Below are 20,622 nucleotides of genomic sequence, written 5' to 3'. Positions count from 1 at the left end.
ATGACGGCCCAGAACATCGAGCTGGTTAAACGGTTCCTGCATCTGCCACTGGAGCAGCGCAAGCAATTCTTTGAAAAGATGCAGTCCAAGGGCATGAGCTTCGCTCGGCTGCCGATCCCGCGGATACGGGACGAATGGGGGCCCATCGGGTTGTCGTATGCCCAGCAGCGCCAGTGGTTCCTTTGGCAGTTCGAGCCCGAAAGCGCGGCCTACAACATCAGCATGGCCCTGCGTTTCAGGGGCGCATTGGACCCCGCGCTTCTGCAGCGTAGCCTTGAAGACCTGGTGCACCGCCACGAAAGCCTGCGCACCGCTTTTGCCCAGGACGGCGACCAGCCTGTGCAGGTCATTGAACCGAGTGTGCGGGTGGAAATTGTACGGGAGCCCTTTGCAGCGGCACCAGACGCTGATTTTGCCGAGCGCCTTGAACGTCGCATCGAAGAAGAGGCCGGCCAGCCTTTCGACCTGGGGCAGGCGCCCCTGTGGCGGGTAAGGCTGCTGCAGGTGAAGGAGGCCGACCATGTGCTGATCCTGGTCATGCACCATATCGTCTCCGATGGCTGGTCGATGCCGATACTGCTGGACGAGTGGATCCGCAGCTACGAGGGGCATCGCCTTGGCCAGCCGGCGTCGTTGCCGGAACTGCCGATCCAGTATGCCGACTATGCCATCTGGCAACGCCGGTGCATGGAAGCGGGCGAGCTGGCGCGTCAGCTGGCGTACTGGGAGGCCGAGCTGGGGGGGGAGCAGCCAGTGCTGGAACTACCGATCGACCGTCCTCGCCCGGCCGTGCAGAGCCGGGCAGGTGCAAGCCTGGATCTCAGCCTGGACGACACACTGTGTGCCGGCCTCAAACAGCTGGCGCGTGATCGGGGCGTGACAGTGTTCATGCTCCTGCTGGCCAGCTACCAGACCTTGCTGCACCGCTACAGCGGGCAGAACGATATCCGTGTCGGCATACCCACGGCCAACCGCAATCGAATGGAGACCGAAGGCCTGATCGGCTTTTTCGTCAACACCCAGGTACTCAAGGCGGACTTCGATCTGGGGATGACCTTCACTGAACTGCTTGAGCAGACTCAGCGACGCGTCTCGGGTGCCCAGGCCCATCAGGACCTGCCGTTCGAGCAGCTGGTCGAAGCCTTGCAGCCAGAGCGCAGCCTCAGCCATAGCCCGTTGTTCCAGGTCATGTTCAACCACCAGACCGAAGCGCGCGGGCAGGGGCGGCAGCTGCCTGGCTTGGCTGTCGAGACGCTGAACTGGGAACGCGGGACCGCGCAGTTCGACCTGACGCTGGAGACCGTGGAGCACGAGGCAGGGATCGCGGTGTCGCTGACCTACGCAACCGCGCTGTTCGACGAAGCCACCATTGACCAGCTCGCCGGGCACTGGCAGGGCCTGTTGGCCGCCATCGTCGCCCAGCCGCAGCAGCGCATCGCCGAGCTGCCGCTGTTGAATGTCGCGCAGCAGCAACAGGTGGTCTACGACTGGAACCGCACCCACGCCGACTACCCGCTGGAGCAGTGCCTGCAGCAACTGATCGAGGCGCAAGTTGCCGCCACCCCGGACGCACCGGCGCTGGTGTTTGCCGAACAGGCCCTGAGCTACCGTGAGCTGAACCGGCGCGCCAACCAGCTGGCACACAAGCTGCGCGAACAGGGCGTGGGGCCGGACGTTCTGGTGGGCATTGCCGCCGAGCGCAGCGTGGAGATGGTCATCGGCCTGCTGGGCATCCTCAAGGCCGGTGGCGCCTATGTGCCGCTGGACCCGGAATACCCGGCCGAGCGCCTGGCCTACATGATGCAGGACAGCGGCATCGGCCTGCTGCTGACGCAAGCCCACCTGCTGGCGCAGTTGCCGGTACCCGAAGGTGTGCAGCCACTGCTGCTCGAACCGCTGCCGGGCTACAGCGACGCCGACCCGGTGCACCACACCCGCCCGGGCAACCTGGCCTACGTGATCTACACCTCCGGCTCCACCGGCCGGCCCAAGGGCGCGGGCAACAGCCATCGCGCCCTGGTCAACCGCCTGTGCTGGATGCAGCAGGCCTATGGCCTGGATGCCGGCGATACGGTGCTGCAGAAGACTCCGTTCAGTTTCGATGTCTCGGTCTGGGAGTTCTTCTGGCCGTTGCTTGCCGGCGCACGCCTGGCCGTGGCGCAACCGGGCGAGCACCGTGATCCGGAGCGCCTGGTGGAGGTGATCAGGCAGTACGCGGTGACCACGCTGCACTTTGTCCCGTCGATGCTGCAGGCGTTCATGGGCAGCGCCGAGGTCGAGCGCTGCAGCAGTCTCAAGCGCGTGGTGTGCAGCGGCGAAGCCTTGCCTGCAGAGCTGGCGCAACAGACCCTGGCACGCCTGCCTGGCGCACAGTTGTACAACCTCTACGGCCCGACCGAAGCAGCCATCGATGTCACCCACTGGACCTGCCGTCCGGGCGACAGCGGCGTGCCGATTGGCCGCCCGATCGACAACCTGAAAACCCACATCCTCGGCGCGGGGCTGCAGAGTGTGGCCCCGCGCGCGGCTGGCGAGCTGTACCTGGGCGGCATCGGCCTGGCCCGTGGCTATCACCGTCGCCCGGCGCTGACGGCCGAACGCTTCGTCCCGGACCCCTTCGACAACACGGCACAAGGCGGCGGTCGCCTGTACCGTACCGGTGACCTGGCGCGCTACCGGGCCGACGGGGTGATCGACTACAAGGGCCGCCTCGATCACCAGGTGAAAATCCGCGGGTTGCGCATCGAGCTGGGCGAGATCGAGACGCGCCTGCTCGAGCAGCCGAGCGTACGCGAGGCGGTGGTGCTGGACATCGACGGGCCGGGGGGCAAGCAGCTGGCCGCGTACCTGGTCATGGCCGGCGACCTGCCGAGCGACCCACAGCAACAGCACGCGCTGCGCGGCGAACTGCGCGAGCACCTCAGGCTCGGCCTGGCCGACTACATGGTCCCGACCCACTTGCTGTTCCTCGAACGCCTGCCGGTGACGGCCAACGGCAAGCTGGACCGCAAGGCCCTGCCCAAGCCCGATGCCAGTGTGCTGCAGGACAGCTACGTGGCCCCGCGCAACACGCTGGAGCAACAGATCGCGACGATCTGGGCCGAGGTGCTGAAGCTCGATCAGGTCGGCGTGACGGACAACTTCTTCGAACTGGGAGGGGACTCGATCATCTCGATCCAGGTCGTCAGCCGGGCAAGGCAGGCCGGTATCCGCTTCACGCCCAAGGCGCTGTTCCAGCATCAGACCGTACAAGACCTGGCCTCGGTGGCCACGCGCATGGAAGGCAACGGTCCGCAGATCGACCAGGCGCCGGTGATCGGTGAGACACGCTTGCTGCCGATCCAGCAGGCGTTTCTCGAGCAGTCGATCGCCGAGCCACATCACTGGAACCAGGCGGTCCTGCTGACCTCGACCAAGGTCATCGAGAGCACCGCGCTGGAGAAGGCCTTGCACACGCTGCTCGAGCATCACGATGCGTTGCGCCTGCGCTTCACGCCACCCCAGGGCGCGGGCGCATGGCACGCCGCTCATTGTGCGCCGGGCGACGTCGACGCCGGGTTGCTGTGGGCCGAGACCCTGACCGATCCGGACGCGCTACACGCCCTGTGCGAGCACGCGCAGCGCAGCCTGAACCTGCAACAGGGGCCGCTGTTGCGCGGTGTGTTGGCGACCCTGCCCGATGGCAGCCAGCGCCTGCTGCTGGTGATCCATCACCTGGCGGTGGATGGCGTGTCCTGGCGCATTCTCCTGCAAGACCTGCAAACCGCCTATGACCGTCACGTGGCAGGTCAGCCTGCCGTGTTGCCCGCCAAGACCACCTCGACCAAAGCCTGGGCCGAACGGCTGCAGGCCTACGCGCAAAGCGATGCGCTGCAGGCAGAGCTCGGCTATTGGCAGTCGCAGTTGCAAGGGGTTGACCCGCAACTGCCTCTGGACAGGGCGGATGGATCGTTGCATGGCCGCCACGGCGCGACGGTGCATGTGCGCCTGGACCGGCAGCAGACCTTACGGCTGTTGCAACAGGCGCCGACGGCATATCGCACCCAGGTCAACGACTTGCTGCTGACCGCACTGGCCCGGGTGGTTGCCCGTTGGACCCAACGCGAAGACGTGCTGGTGCAACTGGAAGGACACGGCCGTGAAGACCTGTTCGATGCAGTCGACCTGACGCGGACGGTCGGCTGGCTGACCAGCCTCTTCCCCGTGAAGCTGACCGCTGCGGCGGACCTGGGCGCCTCCATCAAGCAGATCAAGGAGCAACTTCGCGCCATCCCCGACAAGGGCATCGGCTTTGGCGCGCTGCGCTATCTTGGAGATTCGCACGCGCACAATGTGCTGGCTGGCCTGCCAGTGCCCCCCATCACCTTCAATTACCTGGGGCAGCTTGACAGTACCTTTGCCGAAGGCGCGGGCCCGGGCACCGAGCGATTCCTGCAGCCAGCCAGCGAAAGCAGCGGCGCAAGCCAGTCTGCCGAGGCCCTGCTGGAAAACCTGCTGTCGATCAACGGGCAGGTCTATGCCGGTGAGTTGAGCCTGGCCTGGACCTTCAGCCAGGCCATGTTCGACCGCGCCACGGTCCAGGCCCTGGCCGACGACTACGTGACCGAACTCCAGGTGTTGATCGACCATTGCGTCAGCCAGGGCGCGGTCGGCCTGACACCGTCCGATGTGCCGCTGGCTGCGCTGGACCAGGCCCAGCTGGATGCGTTGCCGATCCCGGCGGGCGCAATCGATGACATCTATCCGCTCTCGCCCATGCAGCAGGGCATGCTATTTCACACGGTCTTCGAGCAGGGCCAGGGTGAGTACGTCAATCAGATGCGAGTCAACGTCTCGGGGTTGGATATCGAGCGTTTCAAGCGCGCCTGGCAGGCAATGCTGGATCGACACGACGTATTGCGCGCCGCATTCGTCGCCCATCTGGAACGCCCGGTGCAGGTGATTCGCAAGCAGGTCGAGTTGCCGTTCGAGGTGCTTGACTGGGCCGACCAGGACGACCTCGAGGGGCGTCTGGATGCCTGGGCCGAGGCGGATCGTCGGCGTGGCTTCGACTTGCATGCCGCACCGTTGCTGCGACTGACGGCCATCCTGACAGGCAGCGGCGGGCATCACCTGATTTTCACCAGCCACCATATCCTGATGGATGGCTGGAGCAATGCGCAGCTGCTGGGCGAGGTGCTGCAACACTACGCAGGCGTTGCCCTGGAGCGCCCGGCAGGCCGCTACCGCGACTATATCGAGTGGCTGCAGCGCCAGGACGCCGGGCAGAGCGAGACGTTCTGGCGTCAGCAATTGCTGCACCTCACCGAGCCCACGCGCCTGGCTCAGGCGCTGCGTCAGGATCGCAGCCGCGTTGACACTGGCCATGGCGAACATCATCAGACGCTCGACCCGGCGTGCTTCCAGGCGTTGAGCGCGTTTGCCAGGCAACGGCGGGTGACGGTCAATACCTTGCTGCAGGCCGCCTGGCTACTGCTGTTGCACCGCTATACCGGCCAGGAAGGCGTGGCATTTGGTGCCACGGTTGCCGGACGGCCGGCAGACCTGCGTGGAGTCGAGCAGCAGTTGGGCCTGTTCATCAACACCTTGCCGGTGGCTGGCAGGCTGCAGCCTGACCTGCGGGTGGGGGAGTGGGTCGAACGTCTGCAGGCGCAGAACCTGAGCATGCGCGAACATGAGCACACGCCCCTCTATGACATTCAGCGTTGGGCGGGCTCGGCCGGTGAGCAGCTGTTCGACACGTTGCTGGTGTTCGAGAACTACCCGGTCGGTGAAGTCCTGCAGCAGGGTTCCAGCGCAGGCCTGGTGTTTTCGGGCACGCAGAATCGCGAGCGGACCAACTATCCGTTGACGCTGATGATCGAGTCGGGCAATGCGCTGACGATTCATTACCACTACGACCGCAGCCACCTCGGCGACACCGGCGTCGAACAGATCGCCCGGCACTTTGCCAATCTGCTGCACGCGCTGGTGCAACACGCCGATACCCCTGTCGGTGAACTGCAGATGCTCGATGACCAGGAACAACAGCGCATCGTCCACGACTGGAACCGTACCCAGATGCAGTACCCGCAGGCGCACTGCCTGCCCGCGCTGTTCGAAATGCAAGTTGCGCGTACCCCTGAGGCCCCGGCACTGCGGTTTGCCGAACAGACCTTGAGCTACCGTGAGCTCAACCAGCGAGCCAACCGGCTGGCGAGCAAGTTGCGCACCTTGGGCGTCGGGCCAGATGTGCTGGTCGCGATTGCCGTCGAACGGTCGGTGGAAATGGTCGTGGGCCTGCTGGCGATTCTCAAGGCCGGCGGCGCCTATGTGCCACTGGACCCGGAATACCCCCGCGAGCGCCTGGCGTACATGATGGAGCAGAGTGGGGCGCACTTGTTGCTGACCCTCAGTCATTTGCTGCCGCAGCTGCCCACGCACGGCGCGCAGGCCTGGTGCCTGGACAGCGACTGGCATCAGGTCGAAGGCTTCGATGGCGAGAATCTCGGCATCGTGCAGCATCCCGAGCATCTTGCCTATTGCATCTACACCTCCGGTTCCACCGGTCGTCCCAAGGGGGTCGAGGTACGCCACCAGGCACTGGTCAACTTCCTCGCCAGCATGGCTGTCGAGCCTGGGATCGACGCCAGCGACCGGGTCCTGGCGCTGACTTCGCTGTCGTTCGACATCGCCGGCCTTGAACTGTACCTGCCGCTGTTGGCCGGGGCTTCGGTGGTACTGCTCGGCGAGCGCCAGAACAAAGACCCGTCGGCGCTGCAGGCGGTGATCGAGCGCCACGCCATCACTACCATCCAGGCCACACCGTCGACCTGGCGCATGCTGCTGCAGGCGCTGCCGGCGCAGACCTTGCGTGGCTGTAAGGTCATCAGTGGCGGTGAGGCACTGCCTGTCGACCTGGCCGAGCAGCTTCTGCCGTTGTGCGGGCGCATCTGGAACCTGTACGGGCCAACCGAAACGACGATCTGGTCGGCGGCGTACTGCCTGGACAACGAACACCCCTTGCCGTTGCTGGGTAAGCCGATCGCCAACACCACCTTGCAGGTCATGGCGCACGATCTCTCGACAGCCGCGGCCGGCATGGCCGGGGAACTGATGATCGGTGGCGATGGCCTGGCCCGGGGGTATCAGCGCCGAGCGGCACTGACCGCCGAGCGCTTCGTCCCGGACCCCTACGACCGCAGCGGACAGGGCGGTGGCAGGCTGTACCGTACGGGTGACCTGGCCTGCTATCGCAGCGATGGCCTGCTCGAGTACGTGGGCCGCATCGACCACCAGGTGAAGGTGCGGGGCTATCGCATCGAACTGGGCGAGATCGAGGCAAGGCTGATTGATGATCCTGCGGTGCGCGAGGCGGTGGTCATCGACATCGATGGCCCTGGCGGCAAGCAACTGGCCGGCTACCTGGTCTCGAACGGCGAAGCGGTCGCGACGGAGGAACAGCGCAGCGCCTTGCGTCGGCACCTGCGCGAACAGCTGCGCGCGTCCTTGCCGGATTACATGGTCCCCGCGTACCTGACCTGGCTCGATGCGCTGCCGCTGACGCCCAACGGCAAGCTCGACCGCAAAGCCTTGCCCCAGCCTGACCTTGGCGTATCGCAGCAAGGCCATGTCGCGCCGCAGAGCGAGGTCGAGCAGCAGATCGCTGCCGTCTGGGCGCAGCTGCTGAATGTCGCGAAGGTCGGTCTCAATGACAACTTCTTCGACCTGGGAGGGCATTCGCTGCTGGCACTGTCGGTGCTCTCGCGCTTGCAACTTTCCCTGGGATTGACCGTGGAACCGGCCGTGCTGTTCCAACACCCGGTCCTGGGCGATTTCGCCAGATACATCGAATCCATCGGCGATGCGTCGGCTTTCGACGAAAAACTGCAGCGTCTGGATAGGCTTTTTGAAGAGTTCGAGGTGAATGAATGAGTAATGATGCCGCGCTGAAAATCGCCAAGCGTTTTGTCACGCTGCCGCTGGCCAAGCGCAAGCTGTATCTGCAGAAGATGCACGCCGAGAACATTTCTCCGGCCAACTTGCCAGTGCCCAGCGTTCAAACACTGTTCGACGTCATCCCGGTTTCGTTTGCCCAGCAGCGCCAGTGGTTCCTTTGGCAGATGGACCCCCAGGGATCTGCCTACAACCTGCCAGTCGCCTTGAGGCTCAAGGGCGAACTGGATAGCGAGGCGTTACGCGCGAGCTTCGAGGCACTGCAGGCACGCCACCAGACCCTGCGAACCACGTTTGGTCTGAACGACGATCAGGTGGTGCAGATCATTCATCCACAAAGCGTGTTCACGCTCGATGTCGAGCAGGTAGACCGCGAACCGGCAATCGATCTTGAACAGCGCCTGCAGGCGCTTGTAGAGGCCGAGGCCCGCGCGCCTTTCGATCTGGAGCACGAACGGCCTGTTCGAGTCAGGTTGCTACAGGTAGCAGAAGATGATCATGTGCTGATCATCACGCTGCACCATATCGCCACTGACGGCTCGTCGATGCACCTGATGGTCGAAGAGCTGATCCAGCACTACGCGCATCACTGCATGGGCCAGCCCCTCGCGCTTCCCGAGATGCCGATCCAGTACGCCGACTATGCCATCTGGCAAAGGCACTGGATGGAAGCGGGGGAGCAGGAACGACAGTTGGCATTCTGGAAGCAGCACCTGGGTACCGAGCACCCGGTTCTCGAGCTGCCCAGCGACCGCCCGCGCCCAGCGAACCAGTGTTTCGAGGGCGCCAGCGTGCACCTTGAGGTCGAACGCCGTCTGGCCGATGCCCTCAAGCAACTGGCGCAGCAGCAGGGTGCGACACTCTTCACGCTGCTGCTGGCCAGCTTCCAGACCTTGCTGCATCGGTACTGTGGGCAGGATGATATCCGCATCGGCATCCCGGTCGCGAACCGCAACCGTGTCGAAACCGAGCGGCTGATCGGCTTTTTCGTCAACACCCAGGTGCTCAAGGCCGAGTTCGGTTCGCTTGTGCACTTCAGCGACCTGCTGGCCCAGACGCGTCAGATGACGCAGGATGCCCAAGCCCACCAGGACCTGCCTTTCGAACAACTGGTCGAGGCGCTGCACCCTGAGCGCAGCCTGAGCCATAGCCCGCTGTTCCAGGTCATGTACAACCACCAGAAAGTCGCCGCAGGTACGCGGCGTAGCTTGCCTGGCTTGCTGGTCGAGAACATTGCCTGGCAACGCAAGACGGCGCAGTTCGACTTGACCCTGAACACCGTCGAGCACGACGAAGGTATCTCGGCAGAGCTCAATTACGCCACGGCGCTGTTCGATGAGCCAACCGTGCAACGCATGGCGCGGCACTGGATCAACCTGCTGCAATCGATCGTCGACCATCCTCGGCAACGGATCGGCGAGCTGCCCCTGCTCGCGGCCGATGAGCAGCAGGAAATTCTCGAACACTGGAACCACACCCAGGCACCTTATCCCGCTGATCGGAGCGTGCATCAGTTGATCGAGGCGCAGGCAGGCGAAACACCTGATGCCTTGGCCGTTCTGTTCGGCGAACAGCAGCTCACCTATCGACAGCTCAATCAGCGCGCCAACCGCCTCGCTCACGCATTGCGCGAGCAGGGGGTAGGGCCCGACGTGCTGGTCGGCATCGCGGTCGAACGCTCGCTGGAAATGGTCGTGGGCCTGCTGGCTATCCTCAAGGCCGGCGGCGCCTACGTTCCCTTCGACCCTGAGTATCCGAGGGATCGGCTTGCTTACATGATGGACGACAGCGGTATCGGGTTACTGCTGACGCAGCGTGCGTTGCTCGAACACCTGCCGATCCCTTCCAGTGTGCGCAGCATCGTGCTGGATGACGACGACAGTTGGCTGACGGCTTTCAGCGCCAACGATCCCGTGCACCTCACCCACCCCGAACACCTTGCCTACGTGATTTACACTTCGGGCTCGACAGGGCGACCGAAAGGTGCGGCCAACGCGCACCAGGCATTGGTCAACCGCCTTGTCTGGATGCAGAAGGCCTATGGTCTGGGCGCCACTGATACGGTCCTGCAAAAGACCCCCTTCAGCTTCGACGTCTCGGTGTGGGAGTTCTTCTGGCCCCTGTTGACCGGCGCCAGGCTGGCGCTTGCGCAACCGGGTGACCACCGCGACCCTGAGCGCTTGGTGAGCACCATTCAGAGGCACGGCGTGACGACGTTGCATTTCGTGCCATCGATGTTGCAGGCCTTCATGACCTGCGGGCATGTCGAGCGCTGCGATACCTTGCGACGTGTCGTCTGCAGTGGCGAGGCGTTGCCTGCCGATCTGTCGGAGCAGACCTTGGCCCGATTGCCACACGCCAGCCTGTACAACCTTTATGGCCCTACCGAAGCTGCGATCGACGTAACCCACTGGACCTGCCGGCCATCGTGCCCGGGCAGCGTCCCGATCGGCACGCCCATCGACAACCTCAAGACGCACATTCTCAGCCGCGATCTGCTTGCGCTTCCTCATGGCGCGAACGGCGAGCTCTACCTGGGCGGTGTCGGCTTGGCGCGAGGCTACCATCGCAGGCCGAGCCTCACTGCCGAACGGTTCGTCCCGGACCCTCATGATGCCAGCCAGCAGGGTGGGGGGCGGCTGTACCGCACCGGCGACCTGGCGCGTTATCGAACAGGGGGCGTGATCGAATACGCGGGGCGTATCGATCATCAGGTGAAGATCCGTGGCTTGCGCATCGAGCTGGGCGAGATCGAATCCAGCCTGCTTGAGCATGCGGGTGTTCGCGAGGCGGTAGTGATCGACATCGACGGGCTCCATGCCAAGCAGCTGGCTGCGTACCTGGTGCTTGAGGAAGGGGCGGCCAGTCATGAGGAAATCCTGCAACATCTCAAAGCGGCATTGCCCGACTACATGGTGCCGAGCTACCTGGTGTCGCTGCAGGCCTTGCCGCTTACCCCCAATGGCAAGCTGGATCGCAAAGCGCTGCCCAAGCCGGATGTGAGCCAGCAGCAGAAAGCCTATGTGCCGCCGCAGAGCGCGCTGCAAGCGAAGCTCGCGAGCATCTGGGCCGATGTGCTGAAGCTTGAAAGAGTGGGCATCACCGACAACTTCTTCGAGCTTGGAGGCGACTCGATCGTGTCGATCCAGGTCGTCAGTCGGGCCCGCCGGGAAGGTATACGTTTCACGCCCAAGCAGTTGTTCCAGCATCAGACCATCCAGGGGCTGGCGTGCGTGGCAGAGCAGGATGACGGCGGCACGTCGACCCTCGACCAGGGGCCGATCATCGGCAAGGTGCCCTTGCTGCCCGCCCAGGCACGCTTTTTCGAACTGCAGGGCAACGGTGATGCGCCTGGCAGCGTGGTGATGACGCTCAGGCCCACCCGTGCGCTTGACCCCGACACGACGGAAAAGGCCTTGCAGGCCGTATTGGCGCACCACGACGGGTTGCGGTTGGCGTTCAATGTGGCGCAGGAGGCGCACGGTGCGCCGCTTTCCGAACACCAGGCGCTTTGGCAGAAGGAGCCCGTGCTGTGGCTTGCAGCTGTGCAGGACCCGGCACAGTTGGATGCGTTGGCCAGGCAGGCGAGTGCCAGCCTCGATGTGCATAGAGGCATCCTGGTCCGGGCAGTCCTGGCGACGCTGGCCGATGGCAGCCAACGGCTGCTGCTGGTAAACCATGCGCTGGCGATGGACGAGGCATCCCGGGACATCGTCCTGCAGGATCTGCGCCTGGCCTGCGAGCAGCTCGACGCAGGGCAGCCTGTGGCGCTTCCTGCCAAGTCCACCTCGGTTCAGAGCTGGGCGTATTCCGTGCATGCCTCGCTCGAGGATGCCCCGAGCGCATTGATCCATTGGCAGAAGGCACTGGCCGGGATCAGTCACGAGCTGGTTGGCAGCCCACGAGAAGCAGGGGCGCCCGCCGACAGTGCAACGTTCGGTACCTGGCTGGACATCGACCTGACCCGGCGCCTGACAGAGCAGGCCGCCGCAGCCTACCGCGCCGAGCCCGGCGACCTGCTGCTGGTCGCGCTGACGCGTGTGCTGGCCCGCTGGACAGGCCAGGACAGGGTCTTCCTTGGCGTGCAGGCTGATACCCGTCGCCAGGCAGGCTCGGGTGTCGACCTGGGCCGCACGGTTGGCTGCCTGGATTATCCGTTCCCTGTCGTGCTCGACATTGACAAGACCACGCTGGATGGCGCGATCAAGGGGCTCAAGCAACAGTTGCGTACGGCTGCCGACAAGCGCCTGTCGTTCGCCGCGTTACGCTATCTGGGAGACGAAGCCAGCAGGGAAACCTTGGCCGCATTGCCAGTGCCGCAGTGCTCATTCAGCTACCGCAAGGCGCTGGCCAACGTGCTGTTCGAGCCATTGAAGAGCGGGGAAGGGCGTGAATCGTCGTGCGGCACCGGTCTGTCGGTCGATGCTCGGGTATGGCCGGAGGGGTTGCGCATTGACTGGCGCTTCAGCTCACGGCGTTTCAGCGAGTCCGCTATTCAAGGCCTGGCTGAAGCGTTCCATCTGGAGCTTCTGGCGCTGATCGAGCACTGCACCCTGCCAGGTGTCGCAGGGGCCACCCCGTCCGACTTCCCGCTGTGTTCGCTCAGCCAGACGCAACTGGACGAGCTGCCGGTTCCGATCGCCGAGATCGCAGACATGTACCCGCTGTCGCCTGCACAGAAGGGCATGCTGTTCCATTCGATTGAAGACAGCGGCAATGATCTTTACATCAACCAGGTCAGCCTGCCAATCAGCGGGCTCGATATCGAGGCGTTCGTCGGCGCATGGGCAGCGGTCATCGCCCGGCACGAGGTATTGCGCACCAGTTTCCACTGGGTCGGGCTGGATGAGCCGGTACAGATCGTGCACGCCCAGGCGCACATGCCGATGCGCGAAATCGACGCCCGGGTGGATGCAGCGCCGGACAGGCTGGCCGGTGAGGTCGCGCGTGAGGAACTGGTGGCAGGTTTTGACCTGACGCAGGCGCCGTTGCACCGCATGGTTCTGGTTCGACTGACGTCTTCGAGTTACCAGATGATATGGACGAGCCATCACCTGTTGATGGATGGCTGGAGCAAGTCCAGGCTGTTTGCCGAACTGATGCAGCATTACGCCGGCCAACCGGTCACTGGCACCAGCGGCCGCTACGGCGATTTCATCGCCTGGTTGCAGGCGCAGGACAAATCTCGTCAGGAAGCGTTCTGGCGCGACAGCCTGGCGCACAGCGAGGTGACGTCGCTCAGTCAGGCCGTGTACCCACGGCACATTTCGGATGAACCGGGCCACCACGCGCTGTATACCCGGCGTGACGCCGCATGGACCAAACGCCTTCAGCAGTACTGCCGAACGTTGCGTATTACCCCTAACACCTTGATCCAGGGCGCCTGGCTTCTGCTGCTGCAGCGCTACACGGGCAAGCGCAACGTCACGTTCGGCGCGACCGTGGCCGGGCGCCCAGAGTCGCTGCAGGATGCCGATACCACCTTGGGCCTGTTCATCAATACCTTGCCTGTGTCGCAGACGCTGGACCCTCAGATGCGCCTGGCGGACTGGCTGCAGGCCTTGCAGGCCTACAACGTCGAGCTGCGCAACTGGTCGCATACGCCGTTGAACGAGGTTCAACGCTGGTCGGCCGTGCCGGGGCAGAAACTCTTCGACAGCATCATCGTCTTCGAGAACTACCCCATCGACGAAGGTTTGCGTGAGGCGCCCGAGGCAGGTCTGGAGTTTGGTGATTCCAATGACGTGGGGGTCACCAACTTCCCCATGGACCTTGCGGTTCACCTCAACGATACGCTGATGATCGAGTACCTTTACCTGCGCAATGCGTTCAGCGAACAGGCGGTCGACGGTATTCGCCAGACCATGGAGTCGGTGCTTGAAACCCTGCTGCAGGATGCGCAGGCACGCCTTGGCAACCTGGACATTGTGCCCGCTGCGCAGCGCGCCCCTGTCGCCGACACTGCCACGCAAGCGCTGGCAAGCTACCGCCCGGAACGGATGGCAGAGCTGATCATCGAGCACGCCCACGATCGCCCCGATGCCATCGCCCTGGTCTGCGGGGATGAGCGCATCAGCTATGCCGAGCTGGACCGCCGTTCGGGGCGCCTGGCGCTTGCCTTGCAGGCAAGCGGTGCCGGACCTGAAACGGTGGTTGGGGTGGCATTGCAACGTTCGGCGGAGCTGGTGGTCGCGCTGCTCGCCGTAATGCGTACAGGCGCCGCCTATGTGCCCTTGGACCTGGAGTATCCGATGGAGCGCCTGGCCTGGATGATCCAGGATTCAGGCATGTCGTTGATGATCACCCGGCCAGCGTGCCGCGACGCCCTGCCGGAGCATGGCCACCTGCCCGTTCTCGCGCCTGATGCGCAGCCTGCCGATGCAGGCCCGGCGTTCGTCGACATTGCCGTGGACGAGCGTTGCCTGGCCTATCTGATCTATACATCGGGATCCACCGGCAGGCCCAAGGCCGTCGCGGTGTCTCAAGGCCCTCTGAGCCGGCATTGCCAGGCGATCATGCGCCTCTATGAAATGGGGCCTGCTACGCGAGAACTGCACTTCATGTCCTTCGCCTTCGATGGGGCCCAGGAGCGCTGGCTCAGCGTACTTGCGAGCGGGGGCGCTCTGGTTATTCGCGATGGCGAGTTGTGGACCGCCGAACAGACGCTTCAGGCACTTTGGCAGCATGAAATCACGATCGCCTGCTTCCCTCCCTCCTACCTGAAACAGCTGGCAGAAGCAGTGCATGACGCGGGGCACGAGCCACCGCCAGTGGATATCTACTGCTTTGGCGGCGATGCCGTGCCCGAGCAGACCTTCGAGCAGGTCAAGGCTGCACTCAGGCCACGGCTGTTCACCAATGGCTATGGCCCGACCGAGACCGTGGTCACGCCGTTGCTATGGAAGGCGGGCGGCGGCGCACGCTGCGAGGCTGCCTATGCACCCATCGGCCATGCGGTCGGCTGCCGTACGCTGCACATCCTCGACAATGACCTCAATCCGTCTGGTATTGGCTTTGCCGGTGAACTGATGATCGGCGGTGATGGCATCGCCCGTGGTTACCATGGCCGTGCGGGCCTGACGGCGGAACGTTTCGTGCCTGATCCGGCTGGCGAGGGCGGGCGCATGTACCGCAGTGGCGACGTAGTCCGACAGCGCCTGGATGGGCTGGTCGATTACGTGGGGCGTGCCGACCATCAGGTCAAGCTGCGTGGCTTCCGGGTCGAGCTTGGTGAAATCGAAGCGTGCCTGCGGGCGCAGCCTGGCATCCGCAATGCCCTGGTGGTAGTCAGGGAAAGCCCGGTAGGCAAACAGCTTGTAGGCTACGTTGTCAGTGAGCAGGCGGGTATCGCTGGCGAACTGAAGGCGCGCCTGGCCGACCAGTTGCCCGATTACATGGTGCCTGCCTACCTGATCGAGTTGGCGCAATTCCCTGTCACGCCCAATGGAAAGATCGACCGCCTGCGATTGCCCGAACCCGAGTTCATTTCGACGCAGTTCCAGCCAGCGAGAAACCAGCGGGAATCGATCCTGGTGGATATCTGGGAGCAGGTTCTGCAGGTCGACGATTTGAGCATCACCGATAATTTCTTCGAGCGGGGAGGGGACTCCATCCTCAGCCTGCAAGTCGTCTCTCGTGTCAGAAACCATCCGCAGCTTGACCTGGACCTCAAGCTGCGCGACTTGATGCGTTATCAGACGATCGAGGCGATCGTTGCCCATTGGGAGGCCGCGCCTGCGGTGGTTGAGGCGCAGCTGTCGACAGAGGTCGACCAGCGCCTTTTCAACCTGCTGCCTATCCAGCAGTGGATGTTCGAGCAGCAGCTGCCCGATCCGGCCCATTTCAACCAGGCATTGATGCTCAGGCCCCGGGCGGCCCTGGACCTCGTCGCCCTTGAGCAGGCGCTGCAGCATATCGAACTGCATCACGACGCGCTGCGGCTGCGTTTCTCCCAGCCGCACGGGCAGTGGATGCAGTGCTATGGCGAGCCTTCCGGTAGCACGACGCCCAGGCTGAACCTGCACCGTGTCGAGAGCATGGAGGCGATGACGGCACTGGCCAACCAGGCGCAACGCAGCCTCGATCTGGCGCAAGGCCCACTCTGGCGCACCCTGCATATCCAGCTGCCGGATGGGCAGGCGCGGTTGCTGTTGATCCTTCACCACTTGGTCATGGACGGTGTGTCATGGCGCATTCTCCTCGAGGACCTTCAGACTGCCTATGCGGCGTGCTGCCTTGGAACAGACCCTGTGCTGCCTGCACGGACCAGCAGCTACCGGTCATGGGTCGAGCGCCTGCAGGCCGAGGCAACATCCATTGAAGCGCAGCAGGGCGCCTGGTGGCTTGATCAGGTTCGTCCTTGCGCCGGGAAGCTGCCCTGCGACAACCCGCGCGGTCGCAATCACTCCAGCCAACAGGCGGTGAGCCATTTCCGGCTGACGCCGCAACAAACGACGCAGCTCCTGAAGCAGGCGCCGGCTGCCTATGGCACGCAGGTCAATGACATCTTGTTGACGGCGCTCGGGCGTGCACTGGGCCGCTGGACCGGCCAAGAGGCGGTGATGGTGCAACTGGAAGGCCATGGCCGCGAGGACCTGTTCGAGGGCGTCGATGTCTCGCGTACCCTCGGCTGGTTCAACAGCCTGTTCCCGGTCCGCCTCACATCACGCCTGGACGACACGGCAGCGCAAGCCATTCGCAGCACGCAGCGGCAGCTGGCAGCCATCCCCGAAAAGGGTATCGGCTACGCGGTCTTGCGCCAGTTCGGTTCGGGTGAGATGCGTCGGCAACTGCTTGAAGGTGCCCAGGCCGAGGTCACCTTCAACTACTTCGGGCAGTTCGATCAGCACTTCGACGAGCATGCGTTGCTGGAGCCAGCCGCCGACGATCCGGGCGATTGCTACCACGCCGATGCCAACCTGGTGAACCAGCTGCAGACGGTAGGGCAGGTCTACGACGGGGTGCTCTCGTTCCGCTGCATCTACAGCAAACGCCGCTACAGAGCCGAGACGATAGAGCGGCTGATGGAACAGTTCCAGCGCGAGCTGGTGGCACTGATCGAACATTGTGTGGACGTGACTGTCCCGGCCTGACGGCCGGGAACAGCAGCGCCGAACATTTAGGGAGTTTCATGTTGAATAACGCGTTGGAAGCCTTCCTCGACCTGGCTGGCTTGAACCTGGATATCAAACCGCTGCACACGCTTTCTCCGGCCCAGGCACGGGCAACCTTCGAGTCGTCTTCGCAACGACTGCGCTGGCCCGTGCCTTGGGATCTGCGGGTCGAAGACCTGGCGGCTGTCGTGCGCGATGGCAGTTCGCTTGCGTTACGGCTTTACCGACCCTCGGTTGACGCGGGCGCGAACTTGCCAGTGGTGCTGTATTTCCACGGTGGGGGCTACGTGGTGGGTAGCCTGGATTCGCACGACGGCGTATGCCGAGAGCTTGCCGGGCGTACCCGTTGCGCGGTGCTTTCGGTCGGTTACCGGCTTGCCCCGGAACACCGGTTTCCGACGGCCCACGAGGACTGCGCAGATGCCGTGCAGTGGCTGGCGACCCAGGGTCGCCGCCTGGGGCTCGACCCGGCCCGGGTCGTGTTCGCCGGCGACAGCGCAGGTGCCACCTTGGCCACTGCGCTGGCGATCGAAGCTGCAAGGCAGGGCCCGCAGGCGGCGATAACGCCTGTTGGCCAGCTGCTGTGCTACCCGATAACGGATGCAAGCTGCAAGCGTTCGTCGCACACCGTGTTCGGTGAAGGGTATTTGTTGGAAGACGAGACACTAGATTGGTTCTACGCGCAGTACGCGCAGTCCGACGAAGACCGCCGGGATTGGCGTTTCTCACCGTTGCTGGCGGATGAGCTTGCGGGGCTTGCACCTGCGATCATTCTGTTGGCAGGCCTGGACCCGCTGCTGGATGAAGGCAAGGCCTACGCGGCGCGGCTTGAGCAGGCCGGGGTGGACGTTGAATGTATCGTGGCAGAGGGCCTGACTCACGATCTGCTGCGAACACTGTCCATCGTGCCGGAAGTCACGGAGGTCTACGACCAGCTGGCCGTCGGCGTGCGCCGTTGGTTGCAGGCCGAAGGTATCGGCAGCCGATAACGTTGGCCGGGACGCAAAAAATCCGATGCTCGTTTCCGGGCATCGGATTTTTTGCATTCCGGGCTAAGGTCAGCCCAGCGGCTTCAGTTTTCGTAGCGCAGGGTAAGGCCGAAGTTACGCGGTGCGCCGAAGTAGTTGCCCAGGTTGCTGTTGAAGACAGACGAATAGTACTTCTTGTCGAACACGTTGTTCAGGTTGAGTTGCACGCTCAAGTTGTTGTTGATCTTGTACTGCGTGTTGAGATCGACAAGGTTGTAGGCGCTCTGCTTCACATCGCCCAGGTAGATCTTGCTCTGGTGGTAGACGTTGCCACCGACTCTCCAGTCCTGGAAGCGGCCAGGCAACTGATAGTTGGTCGCGACCTTGAACAGTCGTTGCGGGGCCGTTTCGGTCGAGTAGTCAGTACCTTTCCTGGCGCCGGCGACATACTCGGGATGGCTGTAGGTGTACCCCGCCATCACGTTCCACTGCGGCAGGACCTCACCCCCGACCTCGATGTCGAAACCACGGTTGCGTACCTTGCCGCCTTCCTCATAGCAACTGGAGGCACCGCCTGGGCCACATTTGCCATCTCCGTTGATCTTCTGAGGCATGTGGCTCTGGTCTACCTGGAAGAGCGCGATGGCGGTGTTGACGCGGCCACCCAGAAACTCGTTCTTGATCCCGACTTCGTAGTTGGTGCCGGTGATCGGGCTGAGCAACTTGTTATCCAGGCCATAGTTGGCCTGCAGTTGGTAGATTTCGGTGTAGCTGGCATAGACCGAGGTGTTGTCGGTGACATCGTAGACGATGCCGCCATACGGGATGATCTTGTTCTTTTCCTCGAACGGTTCCATCTCATCCGGTGACTCGTACTTCACCGAGCTCAGGCGGCTGCCCAGAATCACGTGCAGATCGTCGGTAGCGTTCAGGCGCGTCGCGGCATAAACCCCCTTGTCCTTGCGCACCGCCCGGTACTGCTCGCGCTCGCCACTGTAGGTAGGGGTGGCGACCAGGTGAGGGTCGAAATCGAGAATGTCGACGGTCGTGGGGTTGTTGTTGTAACGCGATTCGTTAATGAAGCGATCCTTGCGTGCCGTAGCACCGAAGACCAGCTCGTGCTTGCGACCGAACAGGTCGAACGCACCATTGAGGGCCGCATCGAGGCTGATCTGCTCGTCGTCGTACTTGGTATCGTTGGTACGCAGTTGGAGCTGGTCGTTGCCCACGTTGGTGCCGTACAAGGCCAGGAAGTCAGCATTGGACCAGGTCATGCTGCCGTTCACGGTCAGCTTCCAGTCCTCGTTGAATTCGTGGCGAACGTCGCCGAACACGGTGCGGTTGATCTTGTTCAGGTGTGCCCAGCCCGGCGCGAAGGAAGTCGATCGGGAGAAGGGGTAAAAGCTGCCGCTTTTCTGAGTTGGCAAGCCGCCCCAGTCATATCCGCCATTGTTGTCCTTCTGCAACACAGTACCCAGGCTGACCGTTGTCCAGTCGCTCAGGTCGGCTTCGCCGATCGCATAGAACAGCTGGTTGTCCTTGTTGGCCCTGTCCACGAAACTGTTGCCGGCACTGTAGAGCATGACCGTGCGCCCGCGAAGGGTTCCTTCGGCATTGAGCGGGCCACCAACGTCGATCTGGCCGCGGTAGTTGTCCCAGGACCCTGCGCCGATTTCGGCCTTCATCTGGTAGGTATCGCCCGGGCGCTTGCGCACCAGGTTGATCGCTGCCGAGGGCGAGCCGGCGCCTTGCATCAGGCCGTTCGCGCCGCGAACGATCTCGACCCGATCATAGATCGCCATGTTGTTCACCGAAGTGACGTCCATGGAAAAACTTTCCGAGATGCTGCTTGGCACACCGTCGTACTGCAGGTCGTTGACCTGGAAACCCCGTGAGAAGTAACGCGAACGCTCGGTACCGAAGTCCTTCACGGTATTGATACCGGTGGCAGCGCGCGCGACATCGTCGAGTGACTGCATGTTCTGGTCGTCCATCTGGCGACGCGTCACCACACTGACCGACTGTGGGGTTTCGCGAGGCGACAGCGCCAGCTTCGTTGCGGTATTGGTGGAACCGGTGATGTAAGACCCTGTTCCCTCGGTCGTGGCACCCAGGGTTCTGGACTGGATACTCGTGGCGTCGAGTAGCATCGCGCTGCCACCTTCGTAGGCCGCCTGCAAGGTCAAGGTGTTGTCGCGCAGCTGATAGCGCAAGCCACTTTCCCTAAGCAGCACGCGTACCGACTCATCCAGACTGTAGCGGCCGCTCAACGCACCTGAGCGCAGGTTCTGTACGGCATCGGGCTCATACAACACCTGCACGTCGGTCTGCTCCGCAAATGCCTTCAGCGCCGAGTTCAAGGGCTGTGCCGGGATATTCAAGGTCAGTTGCTGATCTTGCGCCTGGGCAGCCAAGGGCAGGGCCAGGCTCAGGGCCAGTGCTGGCAGTTGGGCGTTGAATGCGCGTCGAAGGCCAAGCGCCCGGGTCAGGTGATTCAATCGAAGGTGGGTGGGCATTTCGGTGCTCGTTGTAGATGTTGAGTGGATAGGCTGGGCAGATCTTTTTTTAGGGTGACTAGGGGTATGACGCACGGCTGATGACAAACC

4 protein-coding genes are annotated in these 20,622 nt (G+C 63.4%); 3 read left to right on the top strand and 1 reads right to left on the bottom strand.

The window, feature by feature from the left end:
• From D906_RS02435 to D906_RS02425, 3 genes are read left to right on the top strand one after another with little or no spacing between them, the layout of a single operon-like run.
• Nucleotides 1–7,914, top strand: coding sequence for a non-ribosomal peptide synthetase (locus D906_RS02435; protein WP_110321034.1), 7,914 nt, complete (start codon nucleotides 1–3; stop codon nucleotides 7,912–7,914).
• On the top strand, nucleotides 7,911–17,027 hold the full coding sequence (locus D906_RS02430; protein WP_027615102.1) for a non-ribosomal peptide synthetase: 9,117 nt from the start codon (nucleotides 7,911–7,913) through the stop codon (nucleotides 17,025–17,027). Before D906_RS02435 ends, D906_RS02430 begins: the two co-directional genes overlap by 4 nt.
• Nucleotides 17,028–17,065: 38 nt before the next feature.
• Nucleotides 17,066–18,037, top strand: a complete 972-nt coding sequence (locus tag D906_RS02425) for an alpha/beta hydrolase (protein WP_027615101.1) — start codon at nucleotides 17,066–17,068, stop codon at nucleotides 18,035–18,037.
• Between the two features lie 83 nt (nucleotides 18,038–18,120).
• Here the strand turns inward: D906_RS02425 and D906_RS02420 are convergent, their stop codons facing one another.
• Entirely contained in the window at nucleotides 18,121–20,532 is a 2,412-nt protein-coding gene (locus D906_RS02420; RefSeq protein WP_019096332.1) for a TonB-dependent receptor, read from the bottom strand.
• Between the last annotated feature and the right edge of the window lie 90 nt (nucleotides 20,533–20,622).

The sequence above is a fragment of the Pseudomonas sp. LAIL14HWK12:I1 genome (assembly GCF_003202095.1).
Lineage (GTDB): Bacteria > Pseudomonadota > Gammaproteobacteria > Pseudomonadales > Pseudomonadaceae > Aquipseudomonas > Aquipseudomonas monteilii.
This window is presented reverse-complemented; position numbering and strand designations above follow the sequence as displayed.

Bases quoted from the DNA above. Each gene is read 5' to 3' on its own strand.
- D906_RS02435 (WP_110321034.1), top strand. From the start codon at position 1: ATGACGGCCCAGAACATCGAGCTGGTTAAACGGTTCCTGCATCTGCCA.
- D906_RS02430 (WP_027615102.1), top strand. From the start codon at position 7,911: ATGAGTAATGATGCCGCGCTGAAAATCGCCAAGCGTTTTGTCACGCTG.
- D906_RS02425 (WP_027615101.1), top strand. From the start codon at position 17,066: ATGTTGAATAACGCGTTGGAAGCCTTCCTCGACCTGGCTGGCTTGAAC.
- D906_RS02420 (WP_019096332.1), bottom strand. From the start codon at position 20,532: ATGCCCACCCACCTTCGATTGAATCACCTGACCCGGGCGCTTGGCCTT.